This window comes from Planctomycetota bacterium (genome assembly GCA_021414025.1).
Taxonomy (GTDB): Bacteria; Planctomycetota; Phycisphaerae; order Phycisphaerales; family SM1A02; genus SYAC01.
Genome location: JAIOPG010000002.1, coordinates 384,838 through 403,332, shown reverse-complemented (window position 1 = coordinate 403,332; position 18,495 = coordinate 384,838). Strand labels below are relative to the sequence as shown.

General features: G+C 64.3%; 19 protein-coding genes. 8 read left to right on the top strand and 11 right to left on the bottom strand.

Annotated features, from left to right (window positions below; genetic code table 11):
* Positions 1-20 precede the first annotated feature (20 nt).
* The 4 genes from K8R92_02455 to K8R92_02440 all read left to right on the top strand — a co-directional run bounded on the left by K8R92_02455 (position 21) and on the right by K8R92_02440 (position 5,528).
* Positions 21-1,427 carry an efflux RND transporter periplasmic adaptor subunit gene (locus K8R92_02455; GenBank protein MCE9618752.1) on the top strand — a complete coding sequence of 469 codons (1,407 nt, stop codon included), beginning with the start codon at positions 21-23 and terminating at the stop codon, positions 1,425-1,427.
* Between the two features lie 61 nt (positions 1,428-1,488).
* Positions 1,489-4,767: a CusA/CzcA family heavy metal efflux RND transporter gene (locus K8R92_02450; protein MCE9618751.1), complete on the top strand. Its 3,279-nt coding sequence runs from the start codon at positions 1,489-1,491 to the stop codon at positions 4,765-4,767.
* A 51-nt stretch (positions 4,768-4,818) separates the two neighbouring features.
* Entirely contained in the window at positions 4,819-4,953 is a 135-nt protein-coding gene (locus K8R92_02445; GenBank protein MCE9618750.1) for a 50S ribosomal protein L34, read from the top strand.
* Positions 4,954-5,024: 71 nt separating this feature from the next.
* On the top strand, positions 5,025-5,528 hold the full coding sequence (locus K8R92_02440; GenBank protein MCE9618749.1) for a hypothetical protein: 504 nt from the start codon (positions 5,025-5,027) through the stop codon (positions 5,526-5,528).
* Here the strand turns inward: K8R92_02440 and rnc are convergent.
* Positions 5,497-6,309, bottom strand: coding sequence for a ribonuclease III (rnc, locus tag K8R92_02435; GenBank protein ID MCE9618748.1), 813 nt, complete (start codon positions 6,307-6,309; stop codon positions 5,497-5,499). The two genes, K8R92_02440 and rnc, sit on opposite strands and share 32 nt — an antisense overlap.
* A gap of 132 nt (positions 6,310-6,441) precedes the next feature.
* On the bottom strand, positions 6,442-6,807 hold the full coding sequence (locus K8R92_02430) for a PilZ domain-containing protein (protein MCE9618747.1): 366 nt from the start codon (positions 6,805-6,807) through the stop codon (positions 6,442-6,444).
* A gap of 186 nt (positions 6,808-6,993) precedes the next feature.
* On the opposite strand from K8R92_02430, the gene ilvC reads away from it, so the two are divergent.
* Genes ilvC through K8R92_02415 form a run of 3 tightly spaced genes read left to right on the top strand, consistent with a single transcriptional unit; the run spans position 6,994 to position 9,426 of the window.
* Positions 6,994-8,031 (top strand): ketol-acid reductoisomerase, encoded by a 1,038-nt coding sequence (ilvC, locus tag K8R92_02425; protein MCE9618746.1) that lies wholly within the window; start codon positions 6,994-6,996, stop codon positions 8,029-8,031.
* Positions 8,028-8,939, top strand: a complete 912-nt coding sequence (locus K8R92_02420; GenBank protein ID MCE9618745.1) for an undecaprenyl-diphosphate phosphatase — start codon at positions 8,028-8,030, stop codon at positions 8,937-8,939. Before ilvC ends, K8R92_02420 begins: the two co-directional genes overlap by 4 nt.
* A 46-nt stretch (positions 8,940-8,985) precedes the next feature.
* A complete protein-coding gene (locus K8R92_02415) occupies positions 8,986-9,426 on the top strand; it encodes a hypothetical protein (GenBank protein ID MCE9618744.1) in 441 nt (146 codons plus the stop codon).
* Between the two features lie 59 nt (positions 9,427-9,485).
* Here K8R92_02415 and K8R92_02410 read toward each other — a convergent pair whose 3' ends face one another.
* Complete coding sequence (locus tag K8R92_02410; protein MCE9618743.1) at positions 9,486-11,036, bottom strand: aldehyde dehydrogenase family protein; 1,551 nt, start codon at positions 11,034-11,036, stop codon at positions 9,486-9,488.
* A gap of 65 nt (positions 11,037-11,101) precedes the next feature.
* Between K8R92_02410 and K8R92_02405 the strand changes: the two genes are divergently transcribed.
* Positions 11,102-11,764, top strand: coding sequence for a CoA transferase subunit B (locus K8R92_02405; protein ID MCE9618742.1), 663 nt, complete (start codon positions 11,102-11,104; stop codon positions 11,762-11,764).
* A 128-nt stretch (positions 11,765-11,892) separates the two neighbouring features.
* Here the strand turns inward: K8R92_02405 and K8R92_02400 are convergent, their stop codons facing one another.
* The 8 genes from K8R92_02400 to K8R92_02365 all read right to left on the bottom strand — a co-directional run bounded on the left by K8R92_02400 (position 11,893) and on the right by K8R92_02365 (position 18,357).
* The gene (locus K8R92_02400) at positions 11,893-12,654 is read right to left on the bottom strand and encodes a FliA/WhiG family RNA polymerase sigma factor (GenBank protein MCE9618741.1); all 762 of its coding nucleotides are present in this window, start codon (positions 12,652-12,654) and stop codon (positions 11,893-11,895) included.
* A gap of 455 nt (positions 12,655-13,109) precedes the next feature.
* Complete coding sequence (locus K8R92_02395) at positions 13,110-13,397, bottom strand: hypothetical protein (protein MCE9618740.1); 288 nt, start codon at positions 13,395-13,397, stop codon at positions 13,110-13,112.
* Positions 13,394-15,472 carry a flagellar biosynthesis protein FlhA gene (locus tag K8R92_02390; protein MCE9618739.1) on the bottom strand — a complete coding sequence of 693 codons (2,079 nt, stop codon included), beginning with the start codon at positions 15,470-15,472 and terminating at the stop codon, positions 13,394-13,396. The genes K8R92_02395 and K8R92_02390 overlap by 4 nt, the downstream gene beginning before the upstream one ends.
* The gene (locus K8R92_02385) at positions 15,469-16,167 is read right to left on the bottom strand and encodes an EscU/YscU/HrcU family type III secretion system export apparatus switch protein (protein MCE9618738.1); all 699 of its coding nucleotides are present in this window, start codon (positions 16,165-16,167) and stop codon (positions 15,469-15,471) included. The genes K8R92_02390 and K8R92_02385 overlap by 4 nt, the downstream gene beginning before the upstream one ends.
* Positions 16,168-16,899, bottom strand: coding sequence for a flagellar biosynthetic protein FliR (locus K8R92_02380; protein ID MCE9618737.1), 732 nt, complete (start codon positions 16,897-16,899; stop codon positions 16,168-16,170). It abuts the gene before it with no gap.
* On the bottom strand, positions 16,896-17,153 hold the full coding sequence (locus tag K8R92_02375; protein ID MCE9618736.1) for a flagellar biosynthetic protein FliQ: 258 nt from the start codon (positions 17,151-17,153) through the stop codon (positions 16,896-16,898). Before K8R92_02375 ends, K8R92_02380 begins: the two co-directional genes overlap by 4 nt.
* Before the next feature lie 41 nt (positions 17,154-17,194).
* On the bottom strand, positions 17,195-17,917 hold the full coding sequence (locus tag K8R92_02370; GenBank protein MCE9618735.1) for an EscR/YscR/HrcR family type III secretion system export apparatus protein: 723 nt from the start codon (positions 17,915-17,917) through the stop codon (positions 17,195-17,197).
* The gene (locus K8R92_02365) at positions 17,914-18,357 is read right to left on the bottom strand and encodes a flagellar biosynthetic protein FliO (GenBank protein MCE9618734.1); all 444 of its coding nucleotides are present in this window, start codon (positions 18,355-18,357) and stop codon (positions 17,914-17,916) included. Before K8R92_02365 ends, K8R92_02370 begins: the two co-directional genes overlap by 4 nt.
* Positions 18,358-18,495 lie beyond the last annotated feature (138 nt).

Sequence of the window (18,495 nt, the reverse complement as noted above, 5' to 3'; positions counted from 1 at the left end):
TCATTTCCCATCGTTGCCTTTTGTCCACCGCCCTTCTGACTGCGACCGTCGCCCTCGCTGCGCTGGCTTGCGCCGGGTGCAGCAAGGAAGCGCCTCATGCGGAAGCCGACCACCACGACCATGCTCACGAAAAGCCGGGCGCACAAGATGAGAGCGTTCCTCACGATCACGCAGGCGAGAAACCGGGCGCCCATGATGAGAGCGTCCCCCACCACCATGCCGCCGAGAAACCCGGCGCTCATGATGAAAGCGCCCCCCACGACCACGCTCACGACCACGCAAGCGAAGGCGAGCACTCCGACGAAGTGCAGCTCACCGCCGAGGCGGTCGCCCGTTACGGCATCAAGGTGGAGGCCGCGCAACACATGCTCCTGAAGCCCACCTTTGTCGCCCCGGCGCGGGTCGCCTTCAACACCGAGGCGATGGCCCATGTCGGTTCGCCGCTGCGCGGACGCGTGGTCGAGCTCCCGGCTCGCCTGGGCGCGCAGGTCCTTAAGGGTGACACACTCGCGGTGATCGAAAGCCCCGAGCTGGGCGAGGCGCAGGCCGAATATTTTCAGAAGCGCACCGCCGCTGAAATGTCCAAGCCGAGCATGGAGCTGGCGCGGATCTCCTGGGAACGCGCGAAAGGCCTCTACGAAAAGTCGCAGGGCATTTCCCTGACCGAGGTGCAGCGCCGCGAGGGCGAGTACTTCGCGGCGGTGGCCGCTCAGAAGCTGGCCCAGGCTTCAGTCATAGGTGGCGAGAACCGCCTGATCCTTCTGGGCATGTCGAAGTCAGGCATCGAGGCATTGGCCGCCACCGGCGAGATCATGCCCCGCTATTCAATCCTCGCCGCGATCGACGGACAGATCGTCGAGCGCGAAGTCACGCTGGGAGAACTCGTCGGCCCCGACCGGGAAACGCTCATGGTGCTGGCGAACATGAGCACGCTTTGGGTGATCGCCGATGTGCCGGAAGCACGGATGCACGAGGTTTCGCTCGGCGCCAAGGCCCTGGTCACGATCGGCACGGTCGGCAGCAAGGTCTTCGAAGGCACGGTGGCGTTCATTTCGCCGCTGGTCGACCCGAACACGCGGACCGCTTCGGTGCGCATTGAAGTTCCCGCCGCGGCGATGTCGCTCAAGCCGGGCATGTTTGCTCAGGCGGAAATTGTCGCATCAAGCGAAGCCGAAGGCGGCGCCGGAAAGCCCATAGTCGCGGTCCCCGACGAAGCGGTGCAGACCGTGGAGGGCGGCCCCGCGGTCTTTGTGCCGGTGCCCGATGAACCCAACACATTTGCGAAGCGCGCCGTCACGGTGGGCAAGTCCGTGGGCGGTCTGGTGCCAGTCTACTCCGGTCTTGCCGTCGGCGAGAAGTTTGTCGCCGCGGGCAGCTTCATCCTGAAGGCGGAACTAGGCAAGGGAAGCGCGGCGCATGAGCACTAGCGCACTGCGTACCGAATCCATTGACTGACCTCCAGACACCACACCACAGAAAACGCTCCCCATGCTCGAACCTCTGCTCCGCTTCTCGATCAAGAACCGCTGGCTCATCGTGCTACTCACGGCGATGGTCGCATCGCTTGGTCTCTACTCGCTCAAGAAGCTGCCGATTGACGCGGTGCCCGACATCACCAACAACCAGGTGCAGATCAACGCGCTCGCCGCGGCTCTGGCCCCGGCCGAGGTCGAGAAGCAGGTCACCTATCCGATCGAAAATGCCCTCGCCGGAATACCCGGCCTGCAGTCGACGCGCTCGCTGTCGCGCAACGGCTTTGCGCAGGTCACTGCGATCTTCGAGGATGGCGTCAATGTCTACTTTGCGCGGCAGCAGGTCTCCGAGCGGCTCGGCGAAGCCAGGGATTCGCTGCCGCAGGGCGTCGACCCGGTCATGGGGCCGATCGCCACCGGCCTGGGCGAGATCTACATGTACACCGTGGAATATGAGCATCCCCGCGGAGTCGGCGCGACTATCACCGATGGCGTGCCCGGGTGGCAAGCGGATGGCTCCTATCTGACACCGGAGGATCGGCGCCTGGCCAGCGAGCTCGAGCAATCGGCCTATCTGCGCGAGGTGCAGGATTGGATCATCCGTCCGCAACTCAAGGGTGTGAAGGATGTCGCGGGCGTGGACGCGATCGGCGGATACGTGAAGCAGTACCACGTGCAGCCCGATCCGATGAAACTGGTCTCCTACGGCCTCACCTTCACGGAGGTCATCCACGCGATCGAGAGCAACAACGTCTCGACCGGCGCGGGCTACGTCGAGCACAAGGGAGAGTCCTACCTCGTGCGCACCACGGGGCGCATCGAGAACATGGAGCAGCTTGAATCGATCGTGGTGGGCACCCGCAATGGCGTGCCGATCTATGTGCGGGACATCGTTGTTCCGGGCGGAGTCGGCGTCGGCCGCGAGCTGCGCACCGGCTCTGCCAGCGAGAATGGCAACGAGGTCGTGGTGGGAACCGCGATCATGCTCATCGGCGCCAACAGCCGCACCGTGGCCGCCGCGGTCGACGCCAAGATGACCGAGATCCAGCGCAGTCTGCCGCCCGGAATCCGGGCCAAGACCGTGCTCAATCGCACCAAGCTGGTGGATGCGACCATCGCCACGGTCCGGACCAATCTGCTGGAAGGCGCCGTTCTGGTGATCGCCGTGCTGCTGCTGATGCTGGGCAATGTGCGGGCGGCGCTGATCTGTGCGCTGGCCATTCCGCTGTCGATGCTCATGACCGCCACCGGAATGGTGCAGTCGAATGTGAGCGGAAACCTGATGTCCCTGGGGGCGATCGACTTCGGTCTGGTCGTGGATGGCGCCGTCATCATCGTTGAAAATTGCCTGCGCCGGCTCGGCGAGCGCCAGCACCGCGAGGGCCGCCTGCTCACGCTGGAAGAACGACTTCGCGAGGTCATGATCGCCGCGAAGGAAATGATCCAGCCCTCGGTGTACGGGCAGGCGATCATCGTCATCGTCTACTTTCCGATTCTGGCGCTCACCGGCGTCGAGGGGAAGATGTTCCATCCGATGGCGCTGACGGTGATCTTTTCGCTCATCGCCGCTTTCATCCTTTCGATGACCTTTGTCCCGGCGATGGTCGCGATTTTGATCCGCGGCAAGGTGAGCGAGAAGGACATGTTCCTGGTGCGCTGGGCCAAGTCCGTCTATGCGCCGGTGGTCGCCTGGTCGATCCGCATGCGCTGGAGCGTGGTCTCGGCGGCGGTGGTGGCCTTCGCCGCATCGGCGCTGCTCTTCACGCGGCTGGGTCAGGAATTCGTGCCGCAGCTCGACGAGAAGGACATCGCCATGCACGCGATGCGGATCGCCTCGACCGGCATCACGCAGTCGCAGGCCATGCAGTTTGAAATCGAGCGGGCGGTCGCCGCCATTCCCGAGGTCGCCTTCATCTTCTCCAAGACCGGCACCGCCGAGATGGCCACCGATCCGATGCCCCCGAATGTCTCGGACACATTCATCATTCTCAAGCCCAAGGAGGAATGGCGCAGCGAGTTCGACGGGCAAAAGGGGAAACTCATCGAGTTCATCCAGAAAACACTGGCCGCCGAGCTGGGCAACAACTACGAATTCACGCAGCCGATCCAGATGCGCTTCAACGAATTGATCTCTGGCGTCCGAAGCGACGTGGCGGTCAAGGTCTACGGCGACGACTTTGCCGCGATGGAGAAAACCGCCAAGGAGGTGCAAGCGGTGCTCCAGGGCATTCCCGGCGCCGCCGATGTCAAAGCCGAACAGACCGAGGGCCTGCCGGTGATGACCGTTGCAATCGACCGCCCCGCCATCGCGCGCTACGGCCTGAGCGTGGCTGACGTGCAGACGGTGGTCTCGGCAGCCATGGGCGGCACCGAGGCCGGCCAGGTCTTCGAAGGTGATCGCCGCTTCCACCTGGTGGTTCGCCTGCCGGACGAGTTGCGCGGAAAATTCGACGTGCTCGAGCGACTGCCCATACCCCTGCCCAAGGGCGAGCCGCAGCCGGGCATCCTTCAGCACGCGAGCATCGTTGATTCTCAGGGAAAGCAAACCCAAACAGCGGACGCGGGGTTCGTGCCGCTGGGCCAGGTGGCCGCGATCGAGGTCGCGGAGGGTGCCAACCAGATCAGCCGCGAGAACGGCAAGCGACGGATCGTCATCCAATGCAATGTGCGCGGGCGCGATCTGGGTTCCTTCGTCCAGGAGGCGCAGCAACGCGTTCAGGGTGTTTCCCTTAAGGCAGGCCAATGGATCGTCTGGGGCGGCCAGTACGAAAATCTGGTGGCTGCCAAGGAACGGCTCGGCGTGGTGGTTCCCGTCTGCTTCCTTTTGATCTTCCTGCTTCTCTTCAGCACCTTCAAGAGCGTCAAGTACGCGCTGCTGGTCTTCAGCGCCCTGCCGCTTGGCCTCACCGGCGGCATCGTCGCTCTGTGGCTGCGCGACATGCCCTTCTCCATATCCGCGGCGGTGGGATTCATCGCGCTCTCCGGCGTCGCCGTGCTCAACGGTCTGGTGATGGTTTCGTTCATCAATCAACTGCGGCGCGAAGGTCTGCAGCGCGACACCGCGATCGAGCGCGGTTGCCTGGTGCGGCTGCGGCCCGTGTTGATGACCGCCCTGGTGGCATCACTCGGCTTCGTGCCAATGGCCCTGGCCCAGGGCACGGGCGCCGAGGTCCAGAAACCCCTGGCCACGGTCGTCATCGGAGGGCTGATTTCAAGCACGCTTCTCACGCTGGTGGTGCTGCCGGCGCTCTACCGCATTTTCACGGGGAAAGATTCCACAAATCCAAGCGGTTGAGCCGGAACCCGATTTACGCTACCCTGTTCGGCCCACCTCGAAGGAACCGCAATGCATTATCCGCACAAACTCAGCCGCATCAAGAAACTTCGCAAAGTTGGTTTCCGCGCCCGCATGCAGACAAGCAAGGGCCGGGCCATTGTGAATCGCAAGCGCCGCGTTGGACGGGCCGTCAAGACCCGCTGAGCCGCTTGCCAGCCCCCATAAAGTTGGCGCTGATTGGCCTTCGACTTTCCGGAAAGTCGACGCTTGGCCGCATGGTTGCCGCTCGCCTGAAGTGCGACTTTGTCGACCTGGACGAGGTCGTGTTGAAGCGACTCGGCACTCGGACGGTCTTTGAAACATTTCATTCGATCGGGGAGCCCGCCTGGCGCGCCGCCGAGTGCGCCGAACTGGCCCGGCTGCTTTCGCAGGACAACACGTGCGTGCTCTCCCTGGGTGGCGGCACGCCGATGGCGCCGGGCGCCGCTGAACTCCTTCTGCAATCGAAGTCGCAGGGCACATTGAAGATCGCCCTGCTCGAGCCCGGCGACTCCGAGCTCGCCCGGCGTCTGGCCAACAATCGCGGCGATCGCCCCCTGCTGCCCGCCATTCCTTCGACCGGTGACGCCAACGCGGATGCGATCGCCGAAGTGCGCACGCTCAACAAGATTCGAATGCCGCTCTATCGCTCGCTCGCCGACGTAATCGTGGACACCAGTTCCAGCGAGCCCGCCTGCGTCGAGCAGATCATTTCTTCTTTTCGGAAGGCGGGCTCTTAACCGAGTCGGCCTTTGGGGCGGGGCCGGACCTGCTCCGCCCAGGAATCGGCCGGGCGATCTCGATCCCCCGCTCATCCGCCGTGATCACGCCAAGTTCGCGAAGTGCCGATTGAGCCGCCGCCTGCTCGCCGGACTTCTTGCTCGCTCCCCAGCAGGCCGTGAAGCGCCGCTCGCCGCTGACCACCGCAATCTCGAAGCATTTCGCGTGGTCGGGCCCCTTTTCATCCAGAATCACGTAGCTGGGCGAGGGCATGCGCAGGGCCACAAGGGTCTGCTGCAGCACGCTTTTGAAGTTGAATTGGTGCCCGCCGCGCAGCGATTCGTCGACCCGGTGGCCGATGTGCTTCAGGATGAACTCCCGCGCCGGCTCTAGGCCTCCATCAAGGTAAATCGCTCCGATGACCGACTCCAGCACCGCCGCGCTCACCGAGCTCGGCAGCGTGGTCGGCGGACCCATGCCCTTGCCCAGACGCAGCGCCTCGTGCAATTTCAATTCGATCGCGATCTCGGCGCAGGTCTGCCGGCTCACCGCGTAACTCTTCACCTTGGTGAGATCGCCCTCCAGGCTTTCCGCCAACGAGCGGAAGAGATGCTCGCACACCACCAGCCCCAGCACCGCGTCGCCCAGGAACTCCTGGCGCTCGTTGCTCTTGGAGCGGTGGTCGCTCAGCGATGCATGCGTGAGCGCGGTTTCCAGGAGCGATGGATCCTGAAAGTGATAGCCAATGCGCTCCTCAATCTCCGCAATCGAAATTTCCTTCACAAGAACCTCTCGCCGCATCAAGCGGAACTAGCGAACCTTGGATTCGCGGGTTCTCCAGAGGACTCCCATTTGAAGAATGAGGAAGTCACCTGGAGATCACGCGCTGCGGCCGCTCACGCGAGCGGCCATCTTTGAGTCACCAAACCAAAATCATCTCAGCCGACCGTTCGAACCGCCCTTGAGAAGCGTAATCAGTCGCTTCTCATCTTCCTTGTCGGTGAATTTCGTGATCTCGATGCCCATGCGGCGCGGTCCGGGATCATCGATTTCGTCGAAGATCCTCGTGACCACGCCTGAGAAACGGATTTCCTTGAAAGTGCCTGTCGTGTAGAGATCGATGTCGATCCGCTTGCCGACTTGAAGAGCCTCGTCGAGCTCCAGGCGAATGCCGCAATTGCTGATGTCGTATGCATGACCCTCGAACGGAACCTTGTCGCAATGAACGACCACTCGCGACACATCCGGTCGAAGTGTGAATCTCTGATTTCCGCGGCGTTCGGGGTTGAGAGTTTTCATTGTGAGTTGGGAACGAAATCTCCTAGTGCATAGGGCTGTTATCGGTCAGCGGATCTTGAAACTTGAACTTGTTTTGAAAGTTTCCTAAATAATTTTCATCTGCCCCTAGTGTGCAGTGCATTTTGGCATCACCAAATGGCAAACCAAAAAAGCGACAAGATTTAGTGGTTTTTGTACGCTGCCCCGGTGTCCGACCCCAATAACGCGACCGCGGAGTTGAGAATCATTCAAAAAGATTCGGACGCACCGCTGGCGCCGTTGATTGGAAAGGTCGTTTCCGTCTTGGGTTACGGAAACCAGGGGCAGGCCCACGCTCAGAATCTCAGGGACAGCGGGGTCTCGGTGCGGGTCGGATCGGAGCCTGGAACCCGCGGACATGCACTCGCCAAGTCGGCCGGCTTTGATGTGCTGTCGACCGCCGAGGCGGTCAAGAATTCCGACCTGGTCATCGTGGCCTTGCCCGACGAAATCCATGGAAAAATATGGACTTCCGCCATCGAACCCAACCTCTCCCGCCATGCAGTGGTCGGGTTTCTGCATGGGTTCTCCATCCGCTTCGGCATGGTCAAGCCCCCCGCCTCCACTGGCGTCGTCATGGTCGCTCCCAAGGGCCCGGGCCGCACGCTTCGCGATCGCTTTGTTGCCGGCCAGGGCATCCCCTGCCTCTTCGCGGTGCACGCTGGCGGCATTGACGCGAAGCAGACGCGATCGCTCGGTTTGGCGTGGGCTAATGGCATCGGCTCGCTTCGCGCCGCGGTGATCGAGACCACCTTCGCCGCGGAAGCGGAGACCGATCTCTTCGGCGAGCAGAGCGTTCTTTGCGGCGGCATGCTGGCGCTGGTGAAGGCCGCCTACCAGACCCTCGTCGAGGCGGGCTATCCCCCGATGCTCGCCTACATCGAGTGCTGCCATGAGCTCAAGCAGGTCGCGGACCTGATGTACGCCCGCGGTCCTTCCGGCATGCGCGACGCCATCAGCACGACGGCGGAGTTCGGCGCCTTCGACGCCGAGGGCGTGCTGCTGACGGACAAACTTCGACAGGACTTCAAGTCAATCCTGGCCCGGGTGCGCGACGGTTCCTTCGCCCGGCGCTTTCAGGGCGACGCAGATGGCGGCTTCCCGATTATGAAAAAACTTCAGCAAGCGGCGGCCCATGATCCGATGGAAGAGGCCGGCCGCAAAGTGCGGGCGCTGATTCCCTGGCTGGCGAAAGAAACCCCTTGACGATTTTTGACGCATTTATCCTTGGCATCGTCGAGGGATTCACCGAGTACCTGCCTGTGAGCAGCACGGGGCATCTGATTTTGGCGGCGTCGCTGCTTGGCCTGGGCACGGGCGACGGCACCAAGGACATGGCCACCATCAAGGCGGCGCTGGATCAATTCGAGATCATCATCCAGGGCGGGGCCATTCTTGCGGTCGCCGGCATCTATTGGAAGCGCCTGAAGACCATGGCCCACGGCTGCGTCGGCTTCGTGCATCCGGAGCGGGCGACCAAGGAGTCGCACGCGGGCTTCCAACTTTTGCTGAAGCTGATCCTGGCCTTCATACCCGCGGCCGTGGTCGGGCTCACCCTGCAGAAAACCATCAAGGCTCACTTCTTCTATCCGGTTCCGGTGATCATCGCCCTGCTCATCGGCGGCGTGCTGATGGTGTCGCTCAAGGGCTGGCACAAGAAGAAGCTGGAAAAACACAAGCGGGGCGACACGATCTCGCATCTCTCCTTTCGCGGCGCCGCTTTCATCGGCCTGATGCAGACGCTGGCCCTGATGCCGGGCACGAGCCGCTCGCTGGTGACGTTGCTGGGCGGCATGCTGATGGGTCTCTCGCCGGTCGCCGCCGCGGAGTTTGCCTTTCTGCTGGGTTTGCCCACGCTCAGCGCCGCGGCGGTCTATGAAACCTTCAGCCTTTTCAAGGATGGCACCGTGGGCGTGACGCAATTCATCGGAGCACTCGGCGGGCCGCTGCCCGTGCTTGTGGGTCTGGCCACGGCCACGCTCAGCGCCGCGATCAGCGTGAAATGGCTGGTGAAATGGCTCACCCACCACACGCTGGCGGTCTTCGGATGGTGGCGGATCGCAGTGGCGGGCTGCTTCACCGTGGCGATCCTCGCCGGCTGGATCGCCCGCTGATCGAAATTCAAACTGCGACTAAGATCACCCCTCTCGAGGAATCGACATGGGACAAGCGACGCTCGCCTTTCGAAATTTTCTCATCCGCGCCGCCATCTTCGTTGTGCTCGCGGCATTGCTGGCGTGGGCCGTGGGCGGAACGCTCTTCGGCAAGCACCGAGTGAACTTCCCTCCCGTCGCCTTCGACGGGCGCGACTGGGCGGCGCAGGCCATCGGCAATGGACAGCGGCCGGACGAGGTGCGCTGGCGACTTCTTTCAAAGGCGGGCGACGATCCCTGGACGGTGAATCCCGATTCCGAATCCGGCGTGTGGCGCGAGCTGGTCGGGCCGATGGTGGATGCTCAGGGGTTGACGATTGCGGTGACCGAGGATGCCCCGGGTCCGACGATCAAACAATCCTGGACGCTGATTCGTTTCGCCAACGCCAAGGATGCGCCCACGAAGTCTCCGTTGCCTTCCGGCGCTCCATTGCGATCCGTGCCTTGACGCGAAACCTGGATTCCTGAAACTCAATTCACGCTGTGGTTCGCTGGTTTGTCGCGCCATCATTCGCCGAAGCGAATGCCCTGGGCGAGCGGCAGGTCCGTTCCCCAGTTCACGGTGCAGGTCTGACGACGCATGTACTGCTTCCAGGAATCCGAACCGCTTTCACGACCGCCGCCGGTGTCCTTCTCGCCGCCGAAAGCTCCGCCGATCTCGGCACCGCTGGTGCCCAGATTCACGTTGGCAATGCCGCAGTCGCTGCCGTCGTGCGAAAGGAATCGCTCCGCGCTGCGCACGCTGTCGGTGAAGATGGCGCTGGAAAGACCCTGGTCGACGCCGTTCTGGATCTCCATGGCCTCCTCGAAATTCTTCACGGAGAAGATGTAGAGGATCGGCGCGAAGGTTTCCTCGCGGGTGATGGCGGGCATGGCGCCCTTGGGAACCGAAATCAATGTCGGCTCGCAGAAATATCCCGGTTGACTCTCCCACTTCTTGAGGCCGGGCAAGCCGCCGCACTTCACAGTGCAACCCTGGGCGACCGCCTGCTCGATCGAGGCCTTCATGGCCTTGCGTGCCTCGGCGTGAATGAGCGGACCCATCAGCGTGTTCTCTTCCAGCGGATCGCCGATCTTGATGGTGGCGTAGAGCTTGATCAATCGCTCGGTCAGCGGCTTGACCACGCTCTCGTGCACGATGAGTCGCCGCGTGGTGGTGCAGCGCTGCCCCGCGGTGCCGACTGCGCCGAAGACCACGGCGCGCTCGACCAGCTTCATGTCGGCGTCGGGCATGACGATGATGGCGTTGTTGCCGCCAAGCTCCAGCAGCGTGCGGCCCAGTCGGCCCGCCACCACCTGGCCCACCTTGCGGCCCATGCGGCAGCTTCCGGTGGCGGAGATCAGCGGCAGGCGCCGGTCGGCGACCATCCGCTCGCCCACTTCGCTGTCGCGGCCGATGACCAAGCCGAAGACGTCGCGCGGATCGCCGTAGGCCGGCCGGAAGATCGTCTGCTCCTGCATCACGCGCTGCGCCACCTCATTGCAGGCGATGGCGGTGAGCGGCGTAATCAGACTGGGCTTCCACAGTGTGGCGTTGCCGCAGGTCGCGGCGAGCATGGAGTTCCAGGCCCACACCGCGGCGGGAAAATTGAAGGCGGTGATGCAGCCGATGGTGCCCAGCGGATGCCATTGCTCGAACATGCGGTGGCTGGGCCGCTCGCTGTGCATGGAAAGTCCGTAGAGCTGCCGCGAGAGGCCCACGGCGAAGTCCGCGATGTCGATGCATTCCTGGATCTCGCCCAGACCCTCGGCGCGGATCTTGCCGGCTTCCAGGGTGACCAGCTCGCCGAGATCCTTCTTGTGCTCGCGGAAGGCCTCGCCGATCTGCCGAACGATTTCACCGCGCTGCGGGGCCGGCAGCGTGCGCCACGCCTTCTGCACCGCCACGCAGCGCACGATCGCCGCGTCAAGCTCCGCAGCACTGTCCAGCCGGACGGTGGCGATGGTCTCGCCGGTCGCGGGGCATTCGCTGGCGATCGTGTCCGCGCCCTTGCCTGGCGCCAGGCGCGGATGTCGGTCGATTCCAAGGCGTTTCAACAAGTCTTTTGCGGTTTTCATGGAGCGGGAAGCATATCGACCTTGCGGCAGTGGACGCGGCGGCGGCGCCAGCGCACAATCCCCGGATGCCCCTGAACCGAGACCAACTTGCCCGTCGGGCCGCGCTGGAGCTCCGCGAGGGCTTCTACGTCAACCTGGGCATCGGCATTCCCACACTCGTCGCCAACCATGTTCCGCCGGGCATGACCGTCTGGCTGCAGAGCGAGAATGGCATGCTGGGCATGGGGCCCTTCCCCACCGAGAAGAATGTGGACGCGGACCTGATCAACGCCGGCAAGCAGACCGTGACCGGCGTCCCGGGTCACAGTTTTTTCTCCAGCGCCGAAAGCTTCGCCATGATCCGCGGCGGCCACATCGACCTGGCGATCCTGGGGGCGATGGAGGTGAGCCAGGCGGGCGACCTGGCCAACTGGATGATCCCCGGCAAGCTGGTCAAGGGCATGGGCGGCGCGATGGACCTGGTCGCCGGCGTGAAGCGCCGCGTGGTGGTGATGGAGCATTGCAACAAGAAGGGCGAAAGCAAGGTGCTGCCCAAGTGCACGCTGCCGCTCACCGGCCTCTCCTGCGTCGATCTGCTGATCACCGACCTCTGCGTGATGGAGTACGACCGGACACGCGATCGCTTTGTGCTGAAGGAACTGGCCCCCGGCGCGACGCTGGAGGAAATCAAGGCAAAAACCGCGGCGGAATACCTGGTCGACGCGGCTCCGGTCGCTGTGCGTCAGTGAAGCATTGAACCAATGGCCGACGCAATCCCTGTCGCATTTTGCCAGTGAATCATTGAACGAAAAAGGCCGCCCCCTCGGATCGGACGCGAGGAGACGGCCTGCACTGGAAGAATCTCAGATGGATTGGTTCAGAGATCCTTCACGCGATGTTTCATTTGCGCCTTCAGGCGCGCCAAAATGGAGGAGTGCATCTGGCTCACGCGGCTCTCGGAAAGGTCGAGCGTGAGGCCGATTTCCTTCATCGTCATCTCCTCGTAGTAGTAGAGGATCAGGATCAACCGCTCGGAGCGGCTGAGCCCCTTGGTCAGCAGGGCCTGCACGTCGATGCGCTGGATGCGGTCGGTCGGCATCTCCTGGCGCCGGTCACTGGCCACATCCATCTCGCGAGCCTCGCCGCCTGAGTCCTTGTCGTTCCACTTTCGGTTCAGGCTGACGATGCCCACGGGGCGCGAGTCGCGGTTGAGCTTCTCGAAGTCCTCCTTGCTGATCTTCAGCCGGGCGGCGACCTCGTCCTCGGTGGCCTTCTGTCCATGCTCCATCTCGATGGACTTCTTGGCCCGCTCCATGGTGGCAGTGCGGCTTCGGACCAGCCGCGGCACCCAGTCCATGGCGCGGAGCTCGTCGAAGATGGCGCCGCGGATGCGCTGGGCGCAGTAGGTCTCGAACTTCACGTTGCGACCCAGGTCATAGGCGTCGATGGCGTCCATCAGGCCGAACAATCCGGCGCTGGTGAGGTCATCCACGTCGACTTCGGAAGGCAGCCGCTTGTGCAGCCGCTCGGCGGTCTTGCGCACCACGTCGCGGAAGCACTCCATGAGGCGGTTGCGAAGCTGCTGACGCTGCAGCGACTCCGGCGCGAGCTCGCGGTAGAGCCTCCACGCCCCGGTCATGGCCTCGGGGGTGTCCATGGGCAGGTCAGCGATCGAAGGTGGGCGACCGCGGACCGCCTTTTTGGTCCGGATCTTCTCGGCCGTGGCTGTCCGTGAGGACGACGGCTCCGAAACTCCGGAGGTGCGCGACGAACTGGTACGTTTTATTTTCGCGAGCCGCGACAGGGAGGCGGGCGGCGTTTTCTTCGCCGGTTCCTTCGTCGCTTTCTCGCCGCGGGCCGCGCTGCTGCGCGTGGCCTGCGTGCTTGTCTTGGACATGCGGTCGCTCCTTGACCTAAAGCCCATCAGTCGGTCGCCCCCACGGGGCGACACGGCTCAATGTCACGCGGAAAATGCGCCCGCGCGTCTTGGTGTGCCGAATCCTTGGCAACACCTTGACACGCGGAGTCTAACCCAAGCGCGGGAGTGTGCAAGTCCCAAACCAAGACTTCGCAAAAATTTATTTTCGGCGCGGTTTAGCGCCGCTGCTGCTTGATGAAGTCGTGGGAGTGCGTGAAGACATCCCGCTGCGCCGACTGCTGCTGGCGCTGCTCGCGGATGGAGTGCAGCGCGGCCAGCAGCCTGAGCTTGTTCATTTCCTGGCGCGGCGCCCGCGTTAGCGGCTGCGCCAGCAGGGTGACCTTGCGCCACCAGAGGAAGCCGCTGCGCTTGATGGAGAGAATCTCGAATCCATCGGGGTTTTCAGCCTTTGCCTGACGAAGCAGATCCAGCTCGTTCGATCCGCTGTAGCTTTTGCAAGTCATTTTACCGCCTCGGTTTGCGTCGCTTCAGCCAGAACCAGTTCAACGCCCTCGGGAATCTCCTCGCGCGCGATCACCGAGACATCGCCGAGGCGGCCGCGCAGGGCTTTGCTCACCGCGCCGCGCAGTGGCAACGGTGTCACCACCACCGCGGGAAGTCCGCGGCGCAGCAGATCGCGCAGGCCCGGCGCCACGCATCGGACTAGTCGCTCGGCAGCTGCGGCCTCGGGCACCACGCTGCGCTGGGCGGCGGCGAGCGCCCCGCTTGAAAGCATGGTCTCCTCATCCATCCACACGGCGTGCAAAACCCGGTTTCCGCTGGAGTTGCGTGTGATCAGCCGGTCGCAGACGTCATGGGAGACCACGCTGCGAACTACGGCAATGGTTTGATCGGGCTGGGTGGCCACCGGCAGCGAGACCAGCAGTTCGGCGATCTTCTCGATGTCGCGGATCGCCACCCCCTCGCGCAGCAACTCCTGAAGAATTCCGCGGATGCGGTCCAGGGTCCATGTGGGCGGCGCCAGCATGGCGGCCAAGTTGGGCGAGCGTGATCGCAGCCTTTCCAGCATCTTGGCGGTCTCCTCGAGGGTGACCAGCTCCCAGGCTTTCTTGCGCAGGACTTCCAGCAGATGCGTGGCGAGCACGCCGCCGGAGTCGGCGATGGCGAAGCCCTGCCCTTCCAGACTCCGGGCGACCGAGTCCTCCACCCAGATGGCGGGCAGACCGAAGGCGGGTTCCTGTGCGGGCTCGCCCGCGACTTCCGGCGCGCCGCCCTTGGGATCCATCACCAGCATGCGACCGGGGCGCAGCGTGCCGCCGCCCACCGCCGCGCCGCGCAGTCGAATGACATAGGAGTCCGCGGGCAAATTTGGATCATCGCGGATGCGCACCGATGGCACGACCACGCCCAGTTCCATCGCCAGCTGGCGGCGCACTCCCGCGACCAGTGGAAGCAAGCCGGTTTCGCTGCGCTCCTGGTGCGCCAGCATCAGCAAGTCAAGGCCAAGGTCAATGCTGATCGGCTCGATCAACAGCGCATCCTCCAGCGATTCGGAGGCGCTCAGTGCGGCGCGCTCGGTCTGGACGGCGAGCCGGCCCGCCGCCACCTGCACGCGGCCGATCCACCACGCCGCCGCGGCCAGAAGCATCGAGGCACCCAGCAGCGGCGCGGTCGGAAGCGGAGTGACGGAGAGACCCGCAAGCAATCCGGCGACGATCCAGAGCGTGACGGGACGGGCACCAAGCTGACGCGGGATTTCCGTTCCCAGGGTTTCGCCGCTGGCAGCTTTGGCCGCGACCAGGCCTGAGGCGGTCGCCACCAGGAAGGCGGGAATCTGCGTCACCAATCCGTCGCCGACGGCAAGCAGCGTGAAGACGCGCAGCGACTCGGAGATGCTCCAATTCTTCTGGATCATTCCCACCAGGAATCCGCCCAAAATGTTGACCAGCACGATCACGATGCCCGCAACCGCGTCGCCGCGCACGAAGCGACCGGCGCCATCCATCGCGCCGTGGAAATCCGCCTCGCGCAGCACGACATCGCGGCGCTGGCTCGCCTCGGTCGGCGTGATGGCGCCGGAGGCCACATCGGCATCGATGGCCATCTGCCTTCCCGGCAGCGCGTCCAGCGCGAAGCGAGCCGACACCTCGCCCATGCGCACTGAGCCGCGGGTCACCACGACGAATTGCACCACGACCAGCATTGCGAAGACGCTCAGGCCGACGATGGGATTGCGACCTGCGGCGATTTCACCGAAGGCCTCGATGACCGAACCCGCCACGGCGCGGCCCGCTTCGGGAGTGGCCGCATCCATGCCGAGGATGAGCCGCGTGCTGGCCACGTTGATGCCCAGCCGCAGCAGCGTGGTGCCCAGCACCAGCGCTGGAAACACGCTGAAATCAAGCGGCTTCTTCATGTTGGCGGCGGTGGCCAGCACCAATCCGCTCAGCGCGAAGTTCACCGCGATCAGCGCGTCCATCGCCATCGGCGGCAGCGGCACCACCAGCACGGCCACCAGCCCGATGAAGGCCGCGGGCACGAGCCATTCCATTCGCAGCGCGGGCTTGGGAGGGATCATGAGCGTCCTCCCCGCGGGTGCTGCGGCCGTCGCCGCGTCGCACGGCCTTCGCCAGATTCACGGGCCGCTTCCTTCGCTTCGGCCCGAGTCAATCGGATGCCCGCTTCAAAGGTGCTTCGCGCCTTGAATCGCTGCAGCAGCGACGCCGCGAACAGCACGATCGCCGCGCCGAGCGCGGTCATGCCGATCATGCCCAGCGCCGATCCCAGCACACTCGAAAGCGATCCCCTGCTCCAGTTGGAAATGTTGGCCAGCCAGGGCCAGGCGAAAGCCAGACTCGCGGCCAAGGTCGCGACCGCGGTGACCAGACCCGCGAAGACCGGACCGATGCGCGACAGGATCGAAGTGCGCGGCCTCATCTTCCAGGGACCCATGCGGATCCACGCCCAGTGGGAAGCCGCATGCGCCAGAAGCGCAGCCAGAAACGCGAAGGCAACCAGCCACAAGGCAGGCTCGATCGCTTCAGCGAGCAAAGATGCGGACTTGTCCGATGGTGTCAGCAGGAACAGTCGCCGAGCCATCGCCAGCAGCGAACGGATCTGCATCGGCGCTGCCACCGCGGTGATGGCACCGAAGAACATTATTCCCAGGAACGACGCGAGCCAGACGGCCCTCGGACCATGGCCCTGGGCAAGGACATGCTCGCGCTTCGAAAGCGTGGGCGGGTGAATGCGTTCGGCGGAATCTCCGAGCATCTAGGGGGCCACCTCCCGGGCGATGCGTGCGAGCGAGTCCTGGATGAAGGCATTTTCGGCCGCCCACATGACGCCGCAGGTGGCCACCGCGGCGGCAAGGCCCGTGGCGGCGCGCGGGCCGAATCCTGCGGAGAAGGTTGAGAATCCCGGCACGATGCGCACCACCAGCGCCGCCACCGCGGAAACGGCGGCGAGCACGCCCACCACCGGCAGGCATGCCTTGAAACCCACCAGCATCGCCGCGTCCAGCAGCGAGGCCGCCGAGTTGGCGATGCCCGATTGGAAGAACGATCCCGGCGGCAGCGTGCGCACGCTCGTGGCGGCGGTCATCGCCACCGTCTGGATTCCGCCCACCGCCACGAAGATGGTGATGGCGCTCCAGGCGAGCAACGCCTCGGCGCTGCTGGCCTCGCCGTCGATGGCGGGGTCGTAGGCCTGCGCGAGCGAGAGACCCATCTGCTCGCCGATGACGTGACCGCAGACGCGCAGCGCCTCGACCGCAATCGCGGCGAGCAAGCCGATCATGGCGCCGATGGCCGCCTCAACGGCGATCTCCGGAAGCGAGATCGAGGTCACCATCGCGTCGCCTGCGGCGATCGGCGCCGCGGCCCATCCTGCCGCCGCCGCGAAGGCCAGACGAAAGCGCCACGGAATCATTGTGAACGCGGGAGCGAAGACCGCCGCGCCGGCGGCCCGCGCCGCGCCTGCCACTGCGATTGCGGAGAGGCTCACCCGCCACCTCCCATCATGGTCACGGCGAAGTCGATGACTTTCGATCCCATCCAACCCGCAAGGGCGATCGCCACCAGCGCCACCGCGATGAGTCGCGGCGCGAAGGCCGCGGCCGCATCCTGCACATTGGAAAGCGACTGCACCAGACCCGAGATCAGACCGACCAGGAGGCCCACCAGCAGCAGCGGCAGCGCCAGGACCAGCGCAGCGGAGAGCGCCGATCGAAGGGCGTCGATCATGTCCGCCTCACTCATGGAATGCTCCTCGCAGGTGTTCTCTCATGGATCTCATCGATTCAGGTGGCCGTGACCGAGCGCGTGATGCCCGCGACCAAGCCCGTGGAGACAAGCGCCCAGCCGTCGACCGCCACAAAAAGCAGCAATTTCATGGGCAAACTGATCAGGGAGGGCGGCGTCATGAAGAGGCCGAGACTGGCCATCACCGCGGCTACCGCTAGATCGATCACCAGGAAAGGCAGCAGCACCTTGAAGCCGAGCATGAAGGCGATGCGCAACTCGTTGAGCGCGAAGGCGGGCGCCAGCGTGAAAGTGTCGACGTCGCGGCGAGTCAGGGACTGCCCCGCCTCGACCGGCGTTCCGCGGGCCTTGAGCACCGCTTCGAGCGTGGGGCCGCCATTCTGCAACTGAAGTTGGTCGAACATGAACGCGCGCAGCGGCTTCTCGGCGCCCCGCACGGCGATCATCGGGTCCGTTGAGTTTCCGCTGGCCAGTTGCGAAAGGCCTCCCTCCCATGCGGCCTTCAACGTCGGCGTCATCGCCACCACGGTGAGTGCGGCGCTGAGACCGAGCACGATCAAGTTGCTGGGAACGGCGCCAAGGCCCAGACCCTGACGAAGGATGCTCAACGTCACAAAGATGCGCGGGAAGCAGGTGCACAAGGCAAGCGCCGCGGGCAGCAACGCGAATCCCACGGCCGCCGCGGCCAATTCCGCTCCACCGCCCAATCCAACGGGAACCGTGGTCGCGGCCTGATTGAGACTGGCCAGCAGAATCGTCACGCCACCCTCCGATGTGCGGCGCCAACACTTGTCTCTTGCGGCGCTGAGGCCTCGAACTCCGCGAGTCGCTGGAAACCCTGCGAGCTCTGTCCCAGCAGCACCACGCGGTCGCCCACCTTCACCAGCGTCAGCGACTGCCCCTTGGCCATCACGGTCCGATCAATGATCTCGATGGCGCCGCTTCCATGGTTTCGTCGCGACCGGCTCCGGAAATTCCCCTTCCACCAGAGCACGGCGCCGATGCCCGCCAGCATGCACACCGCGAAGAGCGAGATCCATCCTCCGCCGGACGTCCCCTGCGCATTTTCGACCGCACGCAGCAGGACCGGCTGCGATTCGGGATCGACAGACTGGCCAACTGCAATCGCCGGAATTGATCCCAGTGCGATGACCGCGCCCGCGACGCGGGCCAACAAAAGGTGAGGGATACGCCCATCCATGGCAGCCCCTTCGCTTGACGCCTCGCATCCTGCGACGACGGCCGGAACCCTCCGGCTCCGGCTTAGATCGGCTCGCCGGCCCTCGGAGGCGTAGGGATTTCAGGGAAAATCTCAGCCTCGCCCGCCAATCGTTACCAT

What these genes read in the sequence shown, in the direction of transcription:
- K8R92_02445 (MCE9618750.1), top strand. Translation starts at nt 4,819, where the DNA reads ATGCATTATCCGCACAAACTCAGCCGCATCAAGAAACTTCGCAAAGTT.
- rnc (MCE9618748.1), bottom strand. Translation starts at nt 6,309, where the DNA reads ATGCGGCGAGAGGTTCTTGTGAAGGAAATTTCGATTGCGGAGATTGAG.
- K8R92_02395 (MCE9618740.1), bottom strand. Translation starts at nt 13,397, where the DNA reads ATGACTTGCAAAAGCTACAGCGGATCGAACGAGCTGGATCTGCTTCGT.
- K8R92_02450 (MCE9618751.1), top strand. Translation starts at nt 1,489, where the DNA reads ATGCTCGAACCTCTGCTCCGCTTCTCGATCAAGAACCGCTGGCTCATC.
- K8R92_02410 (MCE9618743.1), bottom strand. Translation starts at nt 11,036, where the DNA reads ATGAAAACCGCAAAAGACTTGTTGAAACGCCTTGGAATCGACCGACAT.
- K8R92_02430 (MCE9618747.1), bottom strand. Translation starts at nt 6,807, where the DNA reads ATGAAAACTCTCAACCCCGAACGCCGCGGAAATCAGAGATTCACACTT.
- K8R92_02415 (MCE9618744.1), top strand. Translation starts at nt 8,986, where the DNA reads ATGGGACAAGCGACGCTCGCCTTTCGAAATTTTCTCATCCGCGCCGCC.
- K8R92_02375 (MCE9618736.1), bottom strand. Translation starts at nt 17,153, where the DNA reads ATGAGTGAGGCGGACATGATCGACGCCCTTCGATCGGCGCTCTCCGCT.
- K8R92_02405 (MCE9618742.1), top strand. Translation starts at nt 11,102, where the DNA reads ATGCCCCTGAACCGAGACCAACTTGCCCGTCGGGCCGCGCTGGAGCTC.
- K8R92_02390 (MCE9618739.1), bottom strand. Translation starts at nt 15,472, where the DNA reads ATGATCCCTCCCAAGCCCGCGCTGCGAATGGAATGGCTCGTGCCCGCG.
- K8R92_02400 (MCE9618741.1), bottom strand. Translation starts at nt 12,654, where the DNA reads ATGACCGGGGCGTGGAGGCTCTACCGCGAGCTCGCGCCGGAGTCGCTG.
- K8R92_02385 (MCE9618738.1), bottom strand. Translation starts at nt 16,167, where the DNA reads ATGCTCGGAGATTCCGCCGAACGCATTCACCCGCCCACGCTTTCGAAG.
- K8R92_02440 (MCE9618749.1), top strand. Translation starts at nt 5,025, where the DNA reads ATGGTTGCCGCTCGCCTGAAGTGCGACTTTGTCGACCTGGACGAGGTC.
- K8R92_02365 (MCE9618734.1), bottom strand. Translation starts at nt 18,357, where the DNA reads ATGGATGGGCGTATCCCTCACCTTTTGTTGGCCCGCGTCGCGGGCGCG.